The 20,056-nt window shown below is 69.5% G+C and carries 16 protein-coding genes and 4 pseudogenes; 11 read left to right on the top strand and 9 right to left on the bottom strand.

Annotated features, from left to right (window positions below; genetic code table 11):
* The first annotated feature begins 252 nt into the window (after nt 1-252).
* Both ABZV42_RS28355 and ABZV42_RS28350 read left to right on the top strand, forming a co-directional pair.
* Nucleotides 253-870, top strand: a complete 618-nt coding sequence (locus tag ABZV42_RS28355) for a sigma-70 family RNA polymerase sigma factor (protein WP_356054157.1) — start codon at nt 253-255, stop codon at nt 868-870.
* 202 nt (nt 871-1,072) lie between these two features.
* Nucleotides 1,073-1,654, top strand: a complete 582-nt coding sequence (locus ABZV42_RS28350; RefSeq protein WP_356054155.1) for a DUF4383 domain-containing protein — start codon at nt 1,073-1,075, stop codon at nt 1,652-1,654.
* A gap of 811 nt (nt 1,655-2,465) precedes the next feature.
* Here the strand turns inward: ABZV42_RS28350 and ABZV42_RS28345 are convergent.
* Together ABZV42_RS28345 and ABZV42_RS28340 are read right to left on the bottom strand one after the other, a co-directional pair.
* On the bottom strand, nt 2,466-3,242 hold the full coding sequence (locus tag ABZV42_RS28345) for a DUF2071 domain-containing protein (RefSeq protein ID WP_356054153.1): 777 nt from the start codon (nt 3,240-3,242) through the stop codon (nt 2,466-2,468).
* 22 nt (nt 3,243-3,264) lie between these two features.
* Nucleotides 3,265-3,966 carry an SDR family oxidoreductase gene (locus tag ABZV42_RS28340; protein ID WP_356054151.1) on the bottom strand — a complete coding sequence of 234 codons (702 nt, stop codon included), beginning with the start codon at nt 3,964-3,966 and terminating at the stop codon, nt 3,265-3,267.
* Between the two features lie 448 nt (nt 3,967-4,414).
* On the opposite strand from ABZV42_RS28340, the gene ABZV42_RS28335 reads away from it, so the two are divergent.
* Both ABZV42_RS28335 and ABZV42_RS28330 read left to right on the top strand, forming a co-directional pair.
* Complete coding sequence (locus tag ABZV42_RS28335; protein ID WP_356054149.1) at nt 4,415-4,648, top strand: hypothetical protein; 234 nt, start codon at nt 4,415-4,417, stop codon at nt 4,646-4,648.
* Nucleotides 4,649-5,229: 581 nt separating this feature from the next.
* Complete coding sequence (locus ABZV42_RS28330; protein WP_355989458.1) at nt 5,230-5,445, top strand: hypothetical protein; 216 nt, start codon at nt 5,230-5,232, stop codon at nt 5,443-5,445.
* A 69-nt stretch (nt 5,446-5,514) separates the two neighbouring features.
* Here ABZV42_RS28330 and tnpA read toward each other — a convergent pair.
* Nucleotides 5,515-5,828, bottom strand: a pseudogene (gene tnpA, locus ABZV42_RS28325) (IS200/IS605 family transposase); the annotation flags it as partial.
* A 62-nt stretch (nt 5,829-5,890) separates the two neighbouring features.
* Between tnpA and ABZV42_RS28320 the strand changes: the two are divergent.
* The 3 genes from ABZV42_RS28320 to ABZV42_RS28310 all read left to right on the top strand — a co-directional run bounded on the left by ABZV42_RS28320 (nt 5,891) and on the right by ABZV42_RS28310 (nt 10,101).
* Complete coding sequence (locus ABZV42_RS28320; protein ID WP_355989460.1) at nt 5,891-7,105, top strand: transposase; 1,215 nt, start codon at nt 5,891-5,893, stop codon at nt 7,103-7,105.
* A gap of 362 nt (nt 7,106-7,467) precedes the next feature.
* Entirely contained in the window at nt 7,468-8,706 is a 1,239-nt protein-coding gene (locus ABZV42_RS28315) for a SpoIIE family protein phosphatase (RefSeq protein ID WP_355989463.1), read from the top strand.
* 1,185 nt (nt 8,707-9,891) lie between these two features.
* Nucleotides 9,892-10,101: an ANTAR domain-containing protein gene (locus ABZV42_RS28310; protein ID WP_356054147.1), complete on the top strand. Its 210-nt coding sequence runs from the start codon at nt 9,892-9,894 to the stop codon at nt 10,099-10,101.
* Nucleotides 10,102-10,219: 118 nt separating this feature from the next.
* On the opposite strand, the pseudogene ABZV42_RS28305 reads toward ABZV42_RS28310, so the two are convergent.
* Both ABZV42_RS28305 and ABZV42_RS28300 read right to left on the bottom strand, forming a co-directional pair.
* A pseudogene (locus ABZV42_RS28305) lies at nt 10,220-11,837 on the bottom strand (NAD(P)/FAD-dependent oxidoreductase).
* A 56-nt stretch (nt 11,838-11,893) separates the two neighbouring features.
* Complete coding sequence (locus ABZV42_RS28300) at nt 11,894-12,376, bottom strand: SRPBCC family protein (RefSeq protein ID WP_355989466.1); 483 nt, start codon at nt 12,374-12,376, stop codon at nt 11,894-11,896.
* A gap of 308 nt (nt 12,377-12,684) precedes the next feature.
* On the opposite strand from ABZV42_RS28300, the gene ABZV42_RS28295 reads away from it, so the two are divergent.
* Nucleotides 12,685-12,915 carry a DUF5133 domain-containing protein gene (locus tag ABZV42_RS28295; RefSeq protein WP_355989468.1) on the top strand — a complete coding sequence of 77 codons (231 nt, stop codon included), beginning with the start codon at nt 12,685-12,687 and terminating at the stop codon, nt 12,913-12,915.
* A 37-nt stretch (nt 12,916-12,952) separates the two neighbouring features.
* Here the strand turns inward: ABZV42_RS28295 and ABZV42_RS28290 are convergent, their stop codons facing one another.
* Nucleotides 12,953-14,221 carry a PP2C family protein-serine/threonine phosphatase gene (locus ABZV42_RS28290; protein ID WP_355989470.1) on the bottom strand — a complete coding sequence of 423 codons (1,269 nt, stop codon included), beginning with the start codon at nt 14,219-14,221 and terminating at the stop codon, nt 12,953-12,955.
* Between the two features lie 210 nt (nt 14,222-14,431).
* Here ABZV42_RS28290 and ABZV42_RS28285 point away from each other — a divergent pair.
* Nucleotides 14,432-15,898, top strand: a pseudogene (locus tag ABZV42_RS28285) (ornithine decarboxylase).
* Between the two features lie 376 nt (nt 15,899-16,274).
* On the opposite strand, the gene ABZV42_RS28280 reads toward ABZV42_RS28285, so the two are convergent.
* The 3 genes from ABZV42_RS28280 to ABZV42_RS28270 all read right to left on the bottom strand — a co-directional run bounded on the left by ABZV42_RS28280 (nt 16,275) and on the right by ABZV42_RS28270 (nt 19,018).
* The gene (locus ABZV42_RS28280; RefSeq protein ID WP_355989472.1) at nt 16,275-17,459 is read right to left on the bottom strand and encodes an alcohol dehydrogenase catalytic domain-containing protein; all 1,185 of its coding nucleotides are present in this window, start codon (nt 17,457-17,459) and stop codon (nt 16,275-16,277) included.
* A 47-nt stretch (nt 17,460-17,506) separates the two neighbouring features.
* Nucleotides 17,507-18,523 (bottom strand): SDR family NAD(P)-dependent oxidoreductase, encoded by a 1,017-nt coding sequence (locus tag ABZV42_RS28275; RefSeq protein WP_356054145.1) that lies wholly within the window; start codon nt 18,521-18,523, stop codon nt 17,507-17,509.
* A 132-nt stretch (nt 18,524-18,655) separates the two neighbouring features.
* Entirely contained in the window at nt 18,656-19,018 is a 363-nt protein-coding gene (locus ABZV42_RS28270) for a DUF6479 family protein (RefSeq protein WP_355989476.1), read from the bottom strand.
* A 127-nt stretch (nt 19,019-19,145) separates the two neighbouring features.
* Here ABZV42_RS28270 and ABZV42_RS28265 point away from each other — a divergent pair.
* Nucleotides 19,146-19,635 (top strand): annotated as a pseudogene (locus ABZV42_RS28265) (PP2C family protein-serine/threonine phosphatase); the annotation flags it as partial.
* Between the two features lie 154 nt (nt 19,636-19,789).
* Nucleotides 19,790-20,056, top strand: coding sequence for a hypothetical protein (locus tag ABZV42_RS28260; protein WP_355989478.1), 267 nt, complete (start codon nt 19,790-19,792; stop codon nt 20,054-20,056).

Genomic DNA, 20,056 nt, shown 5'->3' with positions numbered 1-20,056 from the left:
CATGACGACCACCATGGTACTGGTCGGCCGTGCCCGCCGCCGACGACCGGTATGCGGACCGCCCGCGGAACGGCCAGTCAATACGACGCACAGTCGATGCAAGTTGCCCGCTGCATCGATATTTCGGATGGTGGCAGAGCCGGAATCGCCCCGCGCGATCCGATGCGCCAGACACCGCGGACGGTACGACCCTGCAGTGGTCGCCCACTTTGGAGACATGGCGCAGCCCGCCCTGTTCGAGGAGCAGTCGCCATGACCTCACAGCAGCTGACCGAGCAGCCCCTCAAGGGTGCTCCGCTCACGGCTCCCGTTCAGGAGTCTCTTGGCGAGGAGGAACTCGCCACCGCGTTCGCCGAAGGCGACGAGCAGGCCCTTTCCGGGGCCTATCACCGATGGGGCCGGCTCGTGTACACCCTGGCCCGACGCTCTTTGGGGGACGCGGCTGAGGCGGAGGACGTCACGCAGGTGGTATTCCTCGCCGCCTGGCGGGGACGGGCCGGCTTCACACCCGAGCGTGGCGCCCTGGCAGCGTGGATCGTCGGAATCACCCGGCGCAAGATCGCCGACGCGTTGCACGCCCGGACACGCCGGGCCGACCTGGTGGCGGCAGCGGGGGCCGTCGTATCCACGCAGGGTCGTGCCGGTGAGCCCGATGGGGTGCTGGACCGCGTCCTCATCAGCCACGAGTTGTCGAAGCTCCCTGCGGCTCAGAGGCGCGTGCTCAGCCTCGCCTACTACAACGACCTCACACAGACCCAGATCGCCCAGGTCACCGGCTTGCCGTTGGGAACGGTCAAGAGCCACACCCGTCGCGGGCTGCACGGGCTGAACCGTTGCCTCCAAGACGCGGGGGGGAACAGCCGTTGCTGAGCCCCCTCCGCTGGTTCTCTCGGGCGATACAGGTCTCCGATCCCGTGACCAGCCGATGCCCCGACTTCTCGCGGTAGCAGGGGAGGCGGGGGACCCGCCCTTCCGGACCATCCTCACCCCATCGCGCTCAAGCGTCCGCCGCTTCCACGGCGTTGCTCGCGCCGAGCGTCTCCTCGCACATGCTGACAGCGACTTCGGGTCGATGAAGCTCCAGGACGAACTCCCCCTCGACCACCACCTGGCCGCCGTGTACCGCTGGGGGGCCGCCTTCTGCGGGGTGGTCCTGCTCGTCTTCGGCAGTCTCGGCTTCGCCGACGAACTCAGCCCGTTCGACACGAACGGGAGCGTCGCGGGGATGTCGAGCAACGGCGCCCTCAGCCTGGTCTCGGTGACCGTCGGCCTGGTCCTGATCGCCGGTGCCTTCATCGGCGGGAACATCACCTCCATGCTCAACATGGCGGTGGGAACGCTGTTCCTGCTCAGCGGATTCGTCCACATCTTCATCCTCGACCGGCCCGCCAACATCCTCGGCTTCGGGATGACGAACGTCATCTTCAGCTTCGTCATGGGGCTGGTGATCCTGACGTTCGGCATGTACGGGCGCGTGTCGAGCAAGCTGTCCCACGACAATCCGTACTGGCAGCACCGCCACCCACGCCAGGCCGCCAGGGAATCCCTCGCCCGGCGCCGGCAGTCGGCCCCCGCAGCGGCGCTGCCGACCGGCACGGGCCGGACGACCCTGGGGGGAGCGACCAGGTCTCCTGGCTCGCGACCCAGCCACTGAGGCGTCCGGGCCTGGCCACGACACGTTCGGCGCCCAGTACCCCGCATATCCGTCCAGGCCGGCGACGTAGAGGACCGGGCGAACGGGCGGCGCAGGGGCGGTGGTTCAGCTGCGATCCCCGGCCGTCCATGAACTCCAGCGCGCGCAACGACCGCAGCAGCTTCAGAGCCGGGCGGTGCTCACACTGGCCGGTTCTGCTGTTCGATGGACTGCCTGACCATAGCGAGCGGGGCGCCGGTAAGACCAGGAGCAATCCCGGCACGACGCGAAGAAACAGGAAGCCACGGATTCCCGACCGAACCCCCTGCCGCATAGCGGCACAGCAACGATTGAGAAGGCCAGAATCCTCGGGATTCAGCCCGAGGAGCAATTCAAGATGCTCGTGCTTCGCACCCGGGCCTGCCCGGCGCGGCGGGGGACTGAAGGGATTCCATGCCGCGCATCCTGGTCGTCAGTCCACCCTTCCTGTCCCATGCCCGACCCCTGGCCGAGCTCTGCCGCGCACTTCTTTCACGGAGTGTGTCAGGGCGGGTGTCCCCGCCCTGGTCCTGCCCTTTTCCAGCGATCAGTTCTCCGTCGCGCGCGACGCGGAGCGCTCGGGCGCGGGTATTGTCGCCGACCCGAACGCCGCAGGGCCGGCCGAGATCGGTGACGCTCTGGAGGCCTTGTCGGTCACGGCCGGTCCACGGGTCGCCGAGCTGGCCGACCGGGTCCGTGAGCGCGGGCCCCGATGGGGAGCCGCGCGCCTGCTCACGGTCATGCGGGAGCGGGCACCGGCACGGCAGGCCCAACGGCCTCAGGCACAGACGCATCAGGTGCCGGGCAATGACACTGGTGTTCCGAACCGCACTGGCACACCGGGCGCGTACAACACGCTGACCGGCGCCTCCTTGGGCCGGGACAGACCTGCGGCTGCGATGAGCGAGTCGTCCCAGCCGAGCAGGGAGCAGCGGCGGAAGGACCACTCGGGGTGGGTGTTGGGGAGGTAGTAGGAGCGTCCGAATGCGTGTCCGTGCAGTCCCCAGCGGTTCGTGAGGAACTCCTCGACGGGGTCCGGAGCCATGGGGGTGCTGGTTACCTCGAGCCACACGCGAGCCCCGGCGTTCGGCGTTCCGCGGCGGCTGGTCCGGTACAGCAGGCGGTTGTCGAACCACTGGCTATGGATGCGGGACCACCGGTACGGGAGGCGGAAGGACGCGTCGGCGGCCAGGACGGGCACCAGGCGGTCGCATTCCAGCGAGCGGAACACCACTCCGCGGCGCCCCAGCGCGTCCCGGCTGTAGAGACGGACGTTGACCTCGTCGAAGGACCCGAAATACGGGATCGCCGGGGTACCGCCGAAGGCGAGATCGCGCATACGGAAGAAGACCAGGCCGACGTACGCGCGGCCGTTGTGAAGGTCGGGGACGGTTCCGGGCGGCAGAAGCCCGGCCACCTGGAACGGGTCCGCGGGCCAGTGCAAGAACACCAGGTCGCGCCAGTTCTGCCGGAACAGCATCCGCCGCAATTCCCGCGGCGCGCGAGGGGTCACCGGCTCCACGGGGTGCATGGTCCGGTGGTACCGGCGGGGCGATCCACTGTCGGGCACGGTTGCTCCTCGGCCGCCCGCCCTACCGCTCGACGTCGAGCGGGGCGTCACGGCCCGGCTTCACCAGAGGGGCGCCGGCCGAGAGCGCGGCGACGATCGCGTCCACCGCCTCGGCGACAGCCAGTCCTGGCGGCAGCACAGGAGGTGTTCCGAGAACGGCTCGGCCGGCGAATCCCGTCTCCACATGGGGCAGACGGATCTCCAGCACCGTGACCCCGGACGTCCGCTGCTCGCGCCGGACCCCCCGCAGCCACGCGGCGAGGCCCGCCTTCGACGCGGAGTAGTCGGCCATGCCCGCCGAGGGTGAGTCGGCGACGACGCCCGTGATCGCCGCGATCACGCCGCCCGGCTTGACGACGGGAAGGGCGGCTCGCAGGAACGCCAGGGGGGCCAGCGTATTGACGGTGAACAGACGCTCGGCCACGGCGTCGCTCACCGACTCGGCCGGTCCGAATGCGGCAACGCCGACGCAGACGACGACCGCGTCCAGCCCACCGAGTTCACCGGCGGCCCAGGTCGCCGTGCGTGCGCACTGTTCGAGGTCGTATGCGTCGAAAGCGCGGGCGGGGGCGTCGCCGCAGGCCCGGGACACGCGGGTGAGGCCTTCGTGGTCGCGGCCTGCAACGGCCACGGCGGCGCCCCGCTCGTGCAGCCGCAGAGCCAGGGCAGTGCCGAGGACTCCCGTTGCGCCGGGAACCAGGATCCCCGCACGGCTGATGACCATGCCACACCTCCCGCGCCCCGGATGGCCCCGGGGCATCGGACGACTCGCCTCCCTTCTTCGGCAGGTGATCGATCCCTGGATGCGGCAGTGGACCGGCCGCAGGCAATTCACGCCCGCCCTTCGTTCCGGCCCACGAGCGTGTGACCCGTGAGCTGCGCCCGCCGGCTGTGGCGACCGGCCGACATTCGCGCCTGGGACCGCGCAGTCCGGCCCCGTCATCCCGACCCACCCCCGTCATGTCCCGCCTCGTGGAGCCCAGTTCACACAAGCGCGCAGGACCGCGCGGCGGCGGCAGACAGCGGCGCGCCTGCTCCTTCGCGATGCGGCCGGGCTCCGTCGCGGAGAAGAGTGCGTGCGGCCAGCCCCGCATCCGCGGACGCCATGACACCGGAAAAAGAGGTGAAAGCGTTCCAAAATGGGTCACTGGTCCGTGATGAGAGGGAAAGCAATGATCGTGAAGAAGCTGCACGATGCGGGCGTCCAGAGTGAACACGCCTACGCCGCGGCCTTCGGCTCCATCGGCCTTTCGCTCGTCTCCTGGCTGGCCTCCAACAAACAGGAGAACCTGGAGCGGGCCGACCGTTGGGGCATCTTCGTGGGGGAGTGGGCGCCGACCTTCTTCGCCCTCGGGCTGGCGCTGGCCAACTACGAGCAGAGCGACTCCGAGGGGGCCGACCGCTGATCGACTGGGCCGCATCGGTCATGACCCGGAGCCAAGACATCATGGCCAGCGGCGCGGACGACGAAAAGTGTGTCCGCCGGGCGAGGAGGTGCCCGCACGGACGGGGACCGGGATCGTGACCGGTGATCTGACCGTACGCACCGCCTGAAACGGACAGACCGATGTCGCGACGCGCGGTATCAGCACCGCGAAGTGGTTCACCCTCACCGAGAGCCCGGCACCGTACCAGTCTGAGCAGGACAGCAGGCGACAGCACCAGGCGGTGGTGGAAGCCGTGCGGCCGGCGGCGGCGCTGTCGTTCTTCAGCCTGGCGGATGGGTGGATGGCTATGACCACCGATTTCCCGTTGTCGCCACAGGCGCGGGCGCCGCGGCGCCCGCGCTGTCATCACCGGACCCTGGCGGTTGGACCGACAGGCTGTTTGTGGTTCGGCCCGTGGCGGTCTGACGGGCGCCCGTCAGAGCTGCTCGTCCGGGCTGCGGCCATCCGAGTGTGCTGAAGCCGTGTCAGGCGACCGACCGAAGGCCGACTGACCATGCTGGGCGGGAATCAACACGCTGCCCAGCGAAGAGGAGTACGGCATGCCGATGGACTCGGTGACTAGATTTCTGGCGGCTCTGAACCCGGAGGACCGGCAGACTGTCGACGCCGCACCACGTGATGAGCAGGAGCGCCTCGCTGCGGCCTGGGAAAGCGAGTTGGAGGCGGACGCCGAACTCGACACGCTCGACGAGTTGTCGCCCGCTGCGGCGGAAGCAGAGGCGGCCCGTCGTGTCCTGGACCGCAGAGACGGGTGACCCCCTGTGGCACCGGTGCCACAGCGGTCACGGCCGGGGCGGGGACCAGAACGCCGAGCCGGTCCCGATCCGGTTGATCCGGCCGGTGCGCTGCGCGCGCAGGTAGCGGGAGCTGACGCCCTTGAGGGAGTTGACGAGCTTGGACAGGCGATTTTCGGCGGGTGGTGCACGAGCAGGTGGACGTGATCGCCTTCACCGCTGAACTCCCGCAACTCCGCGCCGAAGCTCTCGCACACGTCCCACATGATCGCCTCGCAGCGGGTCAGCATCTCGCCGTTGAAGATCTCACGCCGGTACTTCGTGACAAACACCAAGTGTGCGTGGAGGTGGTGGACAAGTGGACAACATGATGTCCTCGGCTGTTGTCCGGTTCTGGTTCCCAGCGTGGTGACATGGGCCATGGGTGGTTAGGGTCGAGTGAAATCGGCTGGAGGGGGTGGGCTGGATGATCCGTGCTTATAAGTTCCTTCTGCGGCCCACCGTCCGTCAGGCGCAGGCATTGTCGGAGATGCTGCGGGATCACTGCTCTCTCTACAACGGGGCCCTGCAAGAGCGCCGCGATGCCTGGCGGCACGTCTCGAGGACCAGCGTCCAGTACGGGATGCAGTCCGGGCAGCTCAAGGAGATCCGGGCGTTCGACCCGGAGCGTCAGGGCCGCTGGTCCTTCAGCTCGCAGCAGGCCACCCTGCGCCGTCTGGACAAAGCGTTCGCCGCGTTCTTCCGCCGGATCAAGTCCGGCGACACCCCGGGCTACCCGCGCTTTCGTGGGGTGAACCGGTTCGACACGGTGGAATTCCCGAAGGACGGGGACGGCTGCCGGTGGGACTCCACCCCGCACGAGGCCGTCACCCGCGTCCGCCTGCAGGGCATCGGGCACGTGAAGGCCAACCGGCACCGGCCGGTGCTCGGCAGGGTCAAGACGATCTCGGTCAAGCGCGAGGGCCGCACGTGGTTCGTCGTGCTCACTGCCGAGCAGGAACAGCCACAGCCGCTGCCGACGACCGGCAGCGTGGTCGGGATCGACCTGGGCATCGCGAACTTCCTCGCCGACTCGGGCGGCGTCTTCGTGCCCAACCCGCGCCACGGCCGTCGTGCGGCCGCCAATCTCCAGGCCGCGCAGCAGGCTCTGTCCCGGTTCCCGCGCTGCAAGGCCAAGGACCGCACCGCCAACCACCGGCGTGCCGTGGAGAAGGTCGCCCGGCTGCACGGCAAGGTCCGCCGCCGGCGGCTGGATCACGCGCACAAGACCGCCCTGGACCTGGTCCGCAGGCATGACGTCATCGCGCACGAAGACCTCAAGATCCGCAACATGAGCAAGGCCCCCGCACCGAAACCCGACCCCGACCGGCCGGGCAGCTTCCTGCCCAACGGGGCCGCCACCAAGGCTGGGCTCAACAAGTCGATCAACGATGCCGGATGGGGGGTGTTCTTGACGATCCTGCACGCCAAGGCTGAAAGCGCCGGACGGGAAGTGATCGCCGTGGACCCCCGCAACACCTCCCGCACCTGCCCCCACTGTGGGCACACCGCGAAGGAGAACCGGCCCACCCAGGAAAAGTTTCACTGCCTCTCGTGCGGCCACCACGCGCACGCCGACACAGTGGGAGCCACCAATGTTCTACGGGCCGGGCTGGTCCATCGCAGCGTCAACCCGACGTAACGAGAAGCCCCCGGCTTCAACCGGGGGAGGAGTCACACGGACTCGATTTTGCGATCGCTGGACTCGGTCATGCCGTCTCCTCGCCCTGAGGGCGTGCACACGCCTTGGTCAGCGCGTTCGTCACTTCTTCTCCCCATCCCGGGATCCCGGATGAGATGTCCCGGGATCGATCGGGCCATCGTGCCGTGGCGGGGTGGACACCGGGCGGGCAGATGACGGTCTCGGGGGCTTCGAAGACGGTGCCCGGGCGGGTACCGGTCCCGAGGGCAGCGATCTGCGCAGGTGCTGAGGGCGCCGACGACCGGTAGAACGTAAGGGTGAAGGACGAGGGCAGCCCTGATGAGGATGCGAGGCCGCACCGTGTGGCGAGGCCGGCGATCGACTACCAGGCGCTGTTCGCGGTCACCCCCAGCCCCTGTATGGTGCTGGGCCCGGATCTGGTGCTCGCCGACATCAATGAGGCGGCCTGCCGGGTGACCGGCCGTACTCGGGAGGATCTGCTCGGGAGGTATCTCTTCGATGCCTTTCCTGAGAATCCGGCGGACCCGGATGCTGACGGGGTGCGGAATCTGCACGCCTCCCTGCACCGGGTCCTGCGCTCGAAGGAGCCGGACACGGTGGCGCCGATGAAGTACGACATTTCCGTGGCCGAGCGGCCCGGCGTGTTCGAGGAACGTTGGTGGTCCGCGATCAACACCCCGGTGCTCGGGCCGGATGGGCAGGTGGAGTGGATCCTCCACCGAGGGGAGGACGTGACCTCGTTCATCCGCTCCCACCCTCGCCTGAGAGAAGGCGGGGCGCTCAGCGACGTGGAGGCGATGGAGGTCGAACTGTACGCGCGGGCGCGTGAGCTCAAGCGGCTGAACGAGGAACTGCGCCAAGCCCATGCCCGGGAACGCAAGATCGCCCTCACCTTGCAGGAGGCCATGCTCCACTCGCCTCATCTGGCTCGGCACCGGGGGACCGCGGTGCGCTACTTGCCCGCCGTCGGGTCGCTGAACGTGTGCGGCGACTGGTATGACGTGGTCGACCTGCCCGAGGACAGATTTGCCGTCGCGGTCGGCGATGTCGTCGGCCACGGCCTGGAGGCCGCCGCCGTCATGGGTATGCTCCGCAGCGCGTTGTCCGCCGTCGTCCGGGCCGTGGAGTGGCCCGCGCAGGCCCTGGATGTTCTGGGCCTGTATGCACGCGACGTGGAGGGCGCGCTGGCCACTACGGTCGTCCAAGCCGTCGTCGACACCCGTGCTCGCCGCATCGTGTACAGCAGCGCTGGCCACCTGCCCGCCATCCTGGTCCACCCCGACGGCACCTTCGACCTTCTCGACCAGGCCACCGACCCACCGCTGGGAACCCGCCCCGAACCCGTCCCCCACCCCCAGGCCGCCCTGCCCTATTCCCGCGGTGACACCTTCGTGCTCTACACCGACGGTCTCATCGAACGCCCCGGCGAGGACATCGACGACAGCCTGCAACGCCTCACCAACGCGCTCGGCCGCCATGCCCGCCGCGAACCCGAACGCCTCGCCGACGCCCTGCTCGCGAACCTCGGCGTCAGCAGCAGCACCCGCGACGACGTCGCCCTGATCGTCATCCGCCTATGATCCACGCGCCACCAGCGCGGGTGCGCACCGGCGGCGCACCACACCAACTCAAACGCCCCGACCACGCCTGCGGTTTCGCCTGCCGATCCGGGTGCCCGCCGGTTGCGAGTCTGCGATCGCATACCTCTGATCAGCAGGGGCTTGACTGCTTGGTGTACTGCCTGGCCCCGACCTTCTCGTCGAGCGTCGCCAGCCTGTTGACGCCGCCGGGCTGGCCGCGCGTGGCTCGGGCGATGCTCGGCCAGGTAATCGGGAGCCGCTGGGCCGACTGCCGGGGATGTATGAGCCGAGGTCCGAGCACAGGAAGACATCCCCCGGCCGAGTGGGCCCCTGGGGTACTCATGTCGAGATCGTCTGCTGGGCCGCGCGACTTCCCGCGACGCGCCCTCGGCGGTTTTACCCCATGCGTGCGCTGCGGCTGGCGTCGAGGTCCGCGCCCAGTTCCGTCTTTCGAGGGATCCCTCGCGCGCTCGGCCTGGTGACCGCTCCCCCCTGAGGCTTCGACGGTGATGCGGGTATCGGGACCCGGTCGGCCAGGCGCTGGGCTTCCTGCGGGGTGGGCGGGTGCCCGGGTGGCTGTAGGAGGTGTGCGGGCGTTCCGGTGCGTCGGCCGGTGCCTGCCGGGGCAGCCTCGCGAGACGCTGAAGAGCGGCCACAGACTGAGGCACACGAACCCGCAGACCGGAACTTCGGGCCTGCCTTTCAGCGTCGTCGATTTAGTGAGGTGGTCTCCGGCCCAACAGCGAGCGTTCGCTGATCAGCCTCTCGTCACCAGGATTTCCTCATAGGGGCGCCGAAGCGCTGCCGGGCGGGGCCGGGTCAGTGCTTCGACTCGGATGAATGTCTGCGCTGCTCGTTCCCCGTGTTCGCTTCCTCGGTGTCCTCGCCTTCCGCCTGTGACGGAGTCGTTCGGGGGACGTCGTGAAGGGCCGCTTCCATCTCGTCGTCGGTGCGTTCGCCTTCTGCTTGCGATGGGGTCGGGATGTCACTCATGATCGGCCTCACTGACCGGTGTGCCGGGATCGGTGCCGTGGTGTTCGCCGGAGCGTCGCGAGCGCCTGTGGGGTTCCGCGCGTACGAACGCGTGCAGACGTCTGACCGTGCACACCGGCGTGCTCCTGCACCGCGAGTACCCATGGTCCACCGATTTTCACGCCGCGGTCCCGGGGCGGGGTGCGCGGAAGCATGTTCCAAGGGACTGGCCCTGCTGAGATTCCCGTCCCGATCATCGACCAGGCCCTGGAGGTGATCATGGGGCAGCGCCGCTGCACCGCCGATGTCGCCTTCGGCATTCGGCGCTCCGCCCCGCAACACGGCAACGTCGAGCTCCGCGACCTGTGCACGCAGATGATCACCAGTATGACTGGGCATCCGCCCGACTGGCCCCTTCCCTGAGGTCCGCACTCGCAGTGGGGTGTGGAAGCCAGCCGTCTACTGCGGTGACGAGCCCTCGAGCCCGTGTTCACCGCGACCGGGCGTCCGCGAGCAGTGCGACCGCCGGGTCCGGCGATCGTCACCGCCGGCCCCCGTGGTCGCGGTGGGGCAGGCGGCTCTGGAGGCGGGAGAGAGCCGCGGTTCGGTGTCGACGCAGGGCGGCCCGTGCGGCATTGGCCCCAGGGGCGCCGTGGACTCCGCCGCCCGGGTGCGCGGAGGCGGAGGCCAGATACAGGCCAGGGACGGGTGTCTCCGGGCGGCCGGTGCCGGGACTGGGCCGGAAGACGAGCTGTTGGTGCAGGGCGGTGGTGCCACCGTTGATGGCGCCGCGGTGCAGGTTGGCGTCCAGGCTCTCCAGCGTGGGCGGGGCGAGGATGCGCCGGGCCCGGACGAGGCCGCGGAACCCGGGGGGCGTAGCGCTCGACGTGTGCTTCGACGCGATCCGCGAAGGCTGCCTGCTCTCGGGTGTCCCACGATCCCGTCAGCGTGTCGTCCCCTGCGTCGCCCCGCACCTGTTGCGGTACGTGCGTATAGGCCCAGGCGGCCTCGGTTCCGCGGGGGGAGCGGTTGGGGTCGGCGGTGGTCATCTGGCCGAAGAGGCAGAAGGGTTGGTCGGGGACGCGGCCCATGGCGATCTGGGAGGCGAAACGCGTGAGGGCGTCGATTCCGTCGGCGAGGTGGATGGTTCCCGCCTGAGCGGCCTCCGGGCAGCTCCAGGGCACCCGGTCGTTCAGAGCCCAGTCGACTTTGAAGGTGGCGAAGTCCCACTGGAAGCGTTTCAGGTCGGCGAGCAGGCGTGAGGGAAGGTGCTCCTCGGCCACGAGCGAGCTGTACAGAGCGGGTGCGGACACATCGGCCAGGACCGCCCTGCGGGCCGGGACTCCCTCGCCGGACGCCGTGCGGACGCCGACGGCGCGGCCGCCACGGATGGCGACCTCGGTGACCTGTTCCCCGCAGCGGATGGTTCCGCCGCGTCGTGTCAGGCGGCGGGCGAGGGCGCCGCTGAGGGCTCCCGAGCCGCCGACCGGAACGGGGAAGCCGTACGTCTGGCCCAGCATGGACATGAGCCATCCGAATCCGCCGCTGCCCGCGGCCTCCGGCGCCAGGTCGGCGTGCAGGGCGTTGCCCGCGAGCAGGAGCCGGCCGCCCTCGCCGCGGAACTCCTCTTCGCCCAGCCGGCGCACCGGCAGCATCATCGTCCTGGCCAACCGCAGTCCTCCCGCGCCCCGCAGCCGCAGGGCCAGACCGGCGCCGGCGCGGATCGGCGGGAAGGGGGTGAACAAGGCGTCGAGGATGCCCTTGCGCAGCCTCTCCCAGACGCGCCAGAGGCTCTCCCAGGCCGGGCCGTCGCCCGGAGCGAACACGTCCAGACTCGCGGCCGTCTCCTCCAGGTCACGGCTCAAGACCGCGCACCGGCCGTCGGGCAGTGGGTGGGCGAGGACCTTCGGGGCGTGGCTCCACGCCAGCTCCTCGTGTTCCAGATGCAGGTCGTCGAGAACCCGTGAGGCCGCAGCCAGGGGATAGAAGGCGCTGAAGACGTCGCTGGTGAAATCGGGGTCGACCCCATGGTCGTGCCGCACCGCCCCGCCGGGCGTGTCCTGGGCTTCCAGCAGCTCCACACTCCAGCCGGCGTCGACCAGGAGGTTGGCCGCGACAAGGCCGTTGGGACCCGCCCCGATCACTACTGCGTCCGCCATGACGTGCTCCTGGCTCGATGGGTGGGTCGCGCCCGGGTGGCGTGACCGCCTGCGCTTTAGGCACGGCGCGGGTGCCCGCCCTGTCCAACCGGGGTGCGGGATGGCTCATCGGCCGCCTCGCAGAGCCTGGCGAGGCGGCGCAGAATCGCTCGGTGCCGCACCTGCAGCGCCGCGTCCAGGAGGCCGTTGTGCAGGGCGCCACCTGGGCCGCGCAAGGGGTGTTCGTCCAGGATCAGCAACGTGTGTTCGCCCCAGGGCCGCAGCTCCAGCGCGATCCTCGCGGTCCCCAGAGCTCCGCTGTCCGCTTCCAGTTCGAGGACGGTGTTCGGCTCGCTGCGGCGCACGATGGTCCGGTTGTGCAAGGTGATCGGCCCGATGGCAATCTCGTAGCGGAGGGTCGCGTCCAGGTCGGGCCAGCTTCCCTCGTCCGCTTCGACCCGGGAGGTGCCGACCACCCATTCCTCGAACCGATCGGCGTCGGACAGGACATCCCAGACGGCTTCGGGGGACTTCCGGATCAGACGATGCCGTACGGCCATGCTCGCCTCCGCCGTTCGAAGTACCACGCTCTGACCGGGTTACCAAATCAGGCTGAAACACACATCCGGGCGAGTGGCGATGGTCGCGGACCCGATGGCGCCAGGTGCGAGACGGTACTTCGACGGGGCGTTTGCGGACGGAGTGGTGGGGAAATCGGAGGGCGGTGCTTCGGAGCGAAGGCGCACGCCCGAGGGATCTCGATCTTTCCGGCCGTGGTTTCTCCTTTCTGAGGGACGGACGTACTCCGCGCGGCGACCGAGGGTCCGCCCAAGGCGGCGAGGCCTTGAAATCAGGGAGTTGCGCACCCATGCTGACGCCTCACCGCGCCACCCTGCGCCGACTCGTCACGGAGTACGAAACGCTCGTTGCCGAGGAGGAGCCGCCGACCGGTCGGCGCCTGCGCGACCTCACCTACACCTTGTGCGTGTCCACCGGCACCCGCGACATCGCCGACGCCCTGGCCACCGCGCGCACCTACCTGGCAGGTCCGGCCGCGAGGCCGCCTCTCGCGGGTACGGGCTGGAGTGGCGAAAGATGAGGCGCGAGCCGATCTTACGGCGACCGTGACACTGCGATCACTTGGGGTATGCAGGAAGTGGCACGCCGGCCTGTGGTGCGACGACGCTGATGCTCCGGCGCTGCGGGCCGAACCATTCGCACACCAGGATGGTGGCGTCGTCCTGCAATTGCTGGTTGTGGTGTTGGAGCAGGGCGCGGATGAGGCGGCGCAGGGTCTCGGGGACGGGCAGGCCGTCGCTGTGGTGGCGGACGAGGAAGTCGATGAAGCGCGCGAGGCCGAACTCCCCACCTCCGACGCGGGCTTCGGTGATGCCGTCGGTGTAGAAGACGAGGCGGTCGCCGGGTTCGAGCTGCTCATGGCAGAGAGTGGTGGGCAGATGCAGGTCGGTGCCCATGGGATGGGACGGCGGGCACTTCAGGAGCGTGGACCAGCGTCCGCCGCGGATCAGGACGGGCGGATCATGGCCGCGGTTGACCCAGGTCAGGATGCCGCTCTTGGCGTCCAGATCGGCGAGGACCCCGGTCACGTAACGGCTGTGGCCGAACTGCTCCATCAGAACCTGCTCGATGCGGTCACCGAGCTGGTCCAGCGGAGTGCCTTGACTGCGGTGGTTGCGGCAGGCGGCCACGGCGAGGTTGGCGGTGAGGCCGGCGGAGGTGTCGTGTCCCATGGCGTCGAAGACCGAGAAGTGGATGGTGTCTCCGGCGACGGCGTAGTCGTAGGCATCGCCGCCCACCTCGTAGGCCGGTTCCAGGGCCGCGCCGATCATGACCCGGTCGTCGGCGTAGGTGCGCGGCGGCATCAGCGTCCACTGCATCTCGGCCGCGACGTTCATCGCCTTGATGCGGGTCAGACGGGCGTGGGAGTCGCTGGTGTCCCGGCTGCTGACGACCAGCATGGCCACCACCGACGCCAGCGTCAGCATGTCCTCGTAGAGTCTGTCACCGTCGTGGGCACTGGTCACGCGCAGGACGCCGAGGCGCTCGGTGCCGTCCAGGAGTGGCACCCACCAGGTCTGGCGCCCGTTCTCGCTGCAGGCGGCGGCCACGATGTGTCCGTACTGATAGGCGCGCCCGGCGACTGTGCCCTCGACCGGCATTTCCGGCTGCGCATCTCCGGTCTTCCGCGCGGCGTCCGCCCCCTCGCCGGTGAGCAGGCGCAGAACGTCGCGCTGAAGATCGCCGAGGTAGATGCGCACGTCGTCGAAGTCGGCCGCCGAAGCCTGTTCAGCTACCCGCGACGGCAACTGCTCGAAGGACATCACGTGGCTGCCGGCCAGCAGGCTCCTCAGCATCCGCAACATGCCCTCGTCGCGCCGTGTCATCAGAGACCTCCCTTCCGTCGCGTCCGTCCCTGCCCGGGAGGAAGCCGTGGCCGGCCATCGGTTTCGTCCGAGTACCCGTTCCCAGGGCGGTGCTCTGCCAGACGGCGTCTTGTTTTCAGGGATTCTGGTCGACGGGTCTTCGCCTGCGGGTGCTTCCGTCGCGGCGTCTGACATCGAGCCGTCCAACCCGGGCGCTCCATCCCTAGGGATCTGAACCACGATGAGGCACCCGTCCTTGAGGCGCTCACTCGCTATCACGATGTCGACGAGCTGGGCTTCACGCCTCCGGGGCACAAACAGGCCCGGGGTGCGGATCCGCGGGCGCGAGCTGTGCTGGGGGGGCGCCGTCTTCTTCGGTGACGTCCCGGTCGGCGGGGGTCTTGACGACCGGCTGACGCGGGGCGGAGTCCTGGAGCGGGCCGAACGCCTCATGGCCGACGCGGTTCACGCCGAGCACACGTTCTTCTCCACCTGCGGCAGCTCACTTTCGGTGAAGGCCGCCATGCTGGTGGTGGCCTGTCCCAGCAGCCGGCTCTTGGTGGGCCGGGACGCGCACAAGTCGGTGATCGCGGGCCTCATTCTCTCCGGCGTCGAGCCGGTGTGGGTGGAGCCCCAGTGGGACGCCTCGCTCCACATCGCCCATCCGCCGTCTGCGGCCGCCAACGACAAGGCGTTCTCGGAGCACCCCGACGCCGACGGCGCCCTGGTCACCAGCCCGACGCCGTACGGGGCGGCGGCCCACCTGGCCGGCATCGCCGAGGTCTGACACCGCCGCGGCAAACCGCTCATCGTGGACGAGGCGTGGGGCGCTCACCTGCCCTTCCACGACGACCTGCCGTCGTGGGCCATGGACGCGGGCGCGGACATCTGCGTGACCAGCGTCCACAAGATGGGCACGGCCTGGAGCAGGGCTCCGTGTTCCACCTGCGAGGCGATCTCATCGATCCGGCGGAGCCCGCCTCCCGGGCAGACCTTCTCGGCACGACCAGCCCCAATGTCCTGCTCTACGCCGGCATCGACGCCTGGCGTCGGCAGATGGTTCAAGAAGGCCGCAAACTCATCGGCGGGGCACTGGAGTTGGCGTCCCGCACCGGAACGGCCATCGAGACCATCGACGGCTTCCACGTCAACGACGCGGCCGACTTCTGCGGCCCCGGTCTCGCTGCGGATTTCGATCCCTTGCCGGTCGTGACGGACATCCGCGAACTGGGCACCACCGGCTACCGCGCGGCGGACTGGCTGCGCGAGCACCATCACGTCGACGCGCACCTGTCCGATCACCGGCGGATCAGCGCCCAGCTGACACACGCCGACGACGAGGAGACCGCCGGCCGTCTGTTGACCGCCCTGCGTGATCTCGCCGACCACGCCGACATCCTGTGCGACGCGCCACAGGTCGTCGTGCCTTCACCGGCCGAACTGCGCGTGGAACAGACAAGCCTGCCCCGCGACGCCTACTTCGCCCGGCACGAGAAGGTACCGGTCGCCGAGACCTCCGGCCACATCGCCGCGGAAATGATCACCCCGTACCCGCCGGGCATCCCAGCGGCTCTGCCCGGCGAACGACTGACCGAGCCTGTACTGCGGTACCTGACCCCGGGCGTCGCGGCCGGAATGTTCCTGCCCGATGCCGCCGACCCGCACCTCAGAACCGTGCGGGTCGTGGCCGAGGGCTGATCTGTCCTCGCCGCTTCTGTCCGATGGGCCGTGCTGTTCTCGTGGCCCTCGGGGTGGATGTCGCGTCCTACGCGCTGTCTTCGGCCTCAGGTCTCTGGGCGGCCGTCGCGGTTTTCGAAATCGCGCCGGACCCCGGCCCCCTCATCGTCCACCAATGCTGCCTGGCCTGGCAGTTCAAGCACACGGGAGCAGCGCTCGCACAGCATCGTCTCGCCCTCGGAGGGGACGGCCGGCCTGCTCCCGCACGCCTTGCACACGCCCATGCGTCGGCTCTGGCCAGAAGTCTGTCGTTCCTCCATCAGGTAACTCCAGGTCATTCGTGCGGTCACAAACATGTGGACAGGGTCGAATTCGGATCGAGCCGTGGAATCCGGGGTCACGGGTGAAGGAGCGTCTTGACCATGGCGTCCTCCTTGGCCTGGAACATCGCGTAGGCCTTGGGGGCATCCTCCAGCGGCATATCGTGGGTCTTGAAGGAGTCCACGCCGAGCGGATCGGCGTCGGTCAGCAGCGGCAGGATGTCCTTGACCCAGCGCCACACGTTCGCCTGGCCCATCCGTAGCTGGATCTGCTTGTCGAACATGGTCAGCAGCGGCATGGGGCTCGCCGCCCCGCCGTACACGCCGGAGACGGAGACCGTGCCCCCGCGCCGTACCAGCCTTATGGCCGTGTGCAGGGCGGTCAGCCGGTCCACGCCGGCCCGCTCCATGAGCGGCTGCGCGACGCTGTCCGGAAGCAGGGTGGTGACCCACTGGGCGGCCTTGGCGAACGGCGCTCCGTGAGCCTCCATCCCGACGGCGTCGATGACCGCATCGGTGCCTCGTCCCTCGGTCAACTCCTGTACGGCCTCGGTCAGTTCGGCACCATCGCGTCGGGCGTCGAAGCATGTGACGCCGTGTGCGGAGGCGCGGGAGAGCCGCTCGGTGACCGGATCGATCCCGATGACCAGGCCGGCCCCGCGGTGCTGCGCGATCCGAGTTGCCATGTCACCGATCGGGCCGAGCCCGAGGACGGTCACCGTGCCGCCTTCGGGGATGTCGGCGTACTCGACCGCCTGCCAGGCGGTCGGCAGGACGTCGGACAGATAGACGTAGCGGTCGTCCGGCGGCCCGTCCGGGACCTTGATGGGCAGCCTGTTGCCGAAGGGGACCCGCAGCAGCTCGGCCTGGCCGCCCGGGACCTGGCCGTAGAGCTTGGTGTACCCGAAGAGCGAGGCACCGGTGCCGCGTTCCCGGACCTGTGTCGTCTCGCACTGCGAGTGCAGCCCGCGGTCGCACATGTGGCAGTCGCGGCACGACACATTGAAGGGGATCACGACGCGATCGTCCGGCTTGAGGGCGTGAACCTCGGACCCGACATACTCGACCACGCCCATGGGCTCGTGTCCCAAGATGTCCCCGGGGTCCAGATAGGGACCGAACAACTCGTAGAGATGAAGGTCGGATCCACAGATGCCGCTCGATGTGATCCGTACGATCACATCGTCGGGCTTCTCGATCCGTGGATCCGGCACGGTCTCCACACGGACGTCCCTCTTGCCGTGCCAGGTCAGTGCGCGCATCGGAGCTCCTTCTGTCGCGAGGGCCGGCTTCGACCGCGGCCGAACGGTCAGGCGCTGGTCGGTGGGCCCGGGATCTGCTGGTTGTAGCGGCGGGCGGCCCGATCGTTGAGGCCGCTGCCCAGTCGGCGTACCTTCTCCGTCCAGGTGGAGGCGGTCCGGTCGACGCGGTGGCCCTGCTCGATGCCGTGCCCGGCGTCGCCGGGTGCGACCGGGGGAGTGGGTAGGAGCCGGGCGGCGAGTCCGCTGAGCCGGGTGACCGTGGCCGGTGCCACGCCGTGCGCCACCGACGCGGCACGCGCGGCGGGAGTCAGCACCAGGCGGGTCCTGGGCTTCTCCAGCGCCCCTACGATGCGCTCCGCCGCACGATCGGCGTCCATCGAGACGACGGGCGCCCCCGACAGCGCGGAGAACCAGGCGAACTCCTGGGACGAGCGTCCGCCGAACTCGGCCTGAAGATGCGAGCCGGTGCGCATCAGTCCGGGATGGACGGTCGTGACGCTGAGGCTGTCTCCGGCCGTCTCGGCCCGCAGTCCCTCGCCCAACGCTCCGACGGCGGCCTTGGCGCACGAGTACGGCAGCAGATGTGGAACGGCGAGCAGCCCGCCGACCGAGCCGATGAGACACAGCCGGCCTCCCGCCTCGCTCGCGCGCAGAGAGGGGAGCGCCGCCATGGCCGTGTTCACGGCGCCACCGAAGATGGTGTCCATGGCGTCCTCGAAGGCACCGCTGTCGAGCGACGCCACCGGGGCAACCTGGATGACACCGGCGTTGGCGACGACGATGTCGAGGCCGCCGTGCCGGCCATCCGCCTGCCGGACCACCGACTCCACGGCGTTGCGGTCACGGACGTCACACACCGCGGTGGAGAACGTCTTGCCGGTCCTTTCCTCGGCCCATTCGGCGCCGCGTCGCAGTTCGTCCTCGTCTCGGGCCGCCATCGTGACCAGGCAGCCGCGCTGGGCGAGCCGTGCGGACAGCAGCAGGCCGAGGCCCCTGGATCCGCCCGTGACCAATGCGGACAGGCCGGCCAGAGCCGACCGGCTTGGAGTCGATGCCACTTTCATCACCTCGCTCGGGGGAGGGGCGCCGAGTACCCGGATCGAGTGCACGCAGACGTGCGCTCCGCGACGAAAGCCGGTCGGCGCTCTAGGTGCTCCAGGCATTCGGAAGATCAGGGCGGTCCGGCAGGTTGGGCATCAGTCCGAACCCCCGCCGCCGAACGACCCGCTCGATCCGGAGCCCCAGCGTGGACGTTCCTGCCGGTCACTGCGCCTGTTGCCGGAACCGCCGAGCTGATGCGGGGTGAGCCGCTCGCCTTCGTTCGCGGCGCGGGGCACCTCATTCGGTTCCCTGATCTCCGAGGTCTCGTGCGCGGGCCCCGATTGCGGAAGCTTGGGCTGCTCATGAGCCGTGGGCGGGCTCGGCTCGCGACGGCGCGCCCGGATGCCCAGCCCCACCGCCCACACCAGGGCCCCGACGATGACGAGCCCGCCCAGCAGGGCACCGAGCGTGCCGAGCGCGGCGTTCGAGAGCGCGATGTTCCAGTATTCGTGGTCCATGGCCGCCGAGTACCCACGCTCGTGAACGGCAGACTCCGGATCGTCCCGCCGAGCCCGCTCCCTGAGCAGCCTCGTCTGTTCCGCCGTGACCTGGTTCGTAGAGGGGTGGGAGGAAGACAGGGGGTGCAGGGTGCTCTACGAACGGTACGCGGGCGGCAGCGGTGACCCGCGGTACTGCACCGCCGTGTTCGGCGCCCTCGAGCCCGACCCGGTCGGGCAGGTCGCCGTCCACCTGGCCTCAGGCGGCCACCCGCCGGTCATCGTGCTGCGAGCCGAGGGCCGGCGCATTCCCGCCCGCCCCCGGCGGCCTCCTCGTCGGCATCCTGCCCTCCGCCCGCCCGCTTCACCGCGGCCAGGACCGTCCTCGCCCCCGGAGACACCCTCCTGCTCTACACCGACGGCATCACAAAGGCCCGTACGAGCGAGGACCGCACCGCCTGTTCGGGGACGAGACCCTGCTCGCCTTCGCCGCCGACCACGCCGGCAAGCCCACGCCCGCCCTCGTCCAAGCCCTCACCGGTCTGCTGCACAGCTTCGGAGACGGGCTCGACGGCGACACCGCCCTGCTCGCTCTCGGCGCCCTAACCACCGACACCCTGACGAGAAGCACCCGATGAGCCCGCTGAAGATCACCACGCGAGACACCGCCACCGGCCCCCGTCCTGGAGATTGCCGGGGAACTCGACTACGACACTGCCTCCGAACTAAAAGAGTTGATTCCCACCCGTCCCCCTCCGGCCGGGCCAGTGCCTCACGTTGGACCTCGGCCGCATGGAATTCTGCGACTCCAGCGGACTCAGCGCCCTCATCGCTGCCCACCACCATGCCCACACCGCGCAGGCGGACAAAGCGCTGGAAGCCGTACCCGCCAGCACTCTGCCCATCCTGCGGATGGTCGGACTCGACCAGATCTCCTCCCTCGGCCAGGGTGGCGACGATCCGGAGCCATTGAGCGATCAACCGGTTTTTACTGATTCACCCCGCTCGGCTCGCTGCTCCCGGGTACCCGCCCCCGCGCACGCCCCCATCCGGCCGTGA

This window comes from Streptomyces sp. NPDC005281, from assembly GCF_040607495.1.
Lineage (GTDB): Bacteria > Actinomycetota > Actinomycetes > Streptomycetales > Streptomycetaceae > Streptomyces.
This window is presented reverse-complemented; position numbering and strand designations above follow the sequence as displayed.

What these genes read in the sequence shown, in the direction of transcription:
- ABZV42_RS28300 (WP_355989466.1), bottom strand. Translation starts at nt 12,376, where the DNA reads ATGGCCGTACGGCATCGTCTGATCCGGAAGTCCCCCGAAGCCGTCTGG.
- ABZV42_RS28310 (WP_356054147.1), top strand. Translation starts at nt 9,892, where the DNA reads ATGTTCCAAGGGACTGGCCCTGCTGAGATTCCCGTCCCGATCATCGAC.
- ABZV42_RS28290 (WP_355989470.1), bottom strand. Translation starts at nt 14,221, where the DNA reads ATGACACGGCGCGACGAGGGCATGTTGCGGATGCTGAGGAGCCTGCTG.
- ABZV42_RS28350 (WP_356054155.1), top strand. Translation starts at nt 1,073, where the DNA reads ATGAAGCTCCAGGACGAACTCCCCCTCGACCACCACCTGGCCGCCGTG.
- ABZV42_RS28335 (WP_356054149.1), top strand. Translation starts at nt 4,415, where the DNA reads ATGATCGTGAAGAAGCTGCACGATGCGGGCGTCCAGAGTGAACACGCC.
- ABZV42_RS28270 (WP_355989476.1), bottom strand. Translation starts at nt 19,018, where the DNA reads ATGGACCACGAATACTGGAACATCGCGCTCTCGAACGCCGCGCTCGGC.
- ABZV42_RS28355 (WP_356054157.1), top strand. Translation starts at nt 253, where the DNA reads ATGACCTCACAGCAGCTGACCGAGCAGCCCCTCAAGGGTGCTCCGCTC.
- ABZV42_RS28330 (WP_355989458.1), top strand. Translation starts at nt 5,230, where the DNA reads ATGCCGATGGACTCGGTGACTAGATTTCTGGCGGCTCTGAACCCGGAG.
- ABZV42_RS28320 (WP_355989460.1), top strand. Translation starts at nt 5,891, where the DNA reads ATGATCCGTGCTTATAAGTTCCTTCTGCGGCCCACCGTCCGTCAGGCG.
- ABZV42_RS28340 (WP_356054151.1), bottom strand. Translation starts at nt 3,966, where the DNA reads ATGGTCATCAGCCGTGCGGGGATCCTGGTTCCCGGCGCAACGGGAGTC.
- ABZV42_RS28295 (WP_355989468.1), top strand. Translation starts at nt 12,685, where the DNA reads ATGCTGACGCCTCACCGCGCCACCCTGCGCCGACTCGTCACGGAGTAC.
- ABZV42_RS28260 (WP_355989478.1), top strand. Translation starts at nt 19,790, where the DNA reads ATGGAATTCTGCGACTCCAGCGGACTCAGCGCCCTCATCGCTGCCCAC.
- ABZV42_RS28280 (WP_355989472.1), bottom strand. Translation starts at nt 17,459, where the DNA reads ATGCGCGCACTGACCTGGCACGGCAAGAGGGACGTCCGTGTGGAGACC.
- ABZV42_RS28275 (WP_356054145.1), bottom strand. Translation starts at nt 18,523, where the DNA reads ATGAAAGTGGCATCGACTCCAAGCCGGTCGGCTCTGGCCGGCCTGTCC.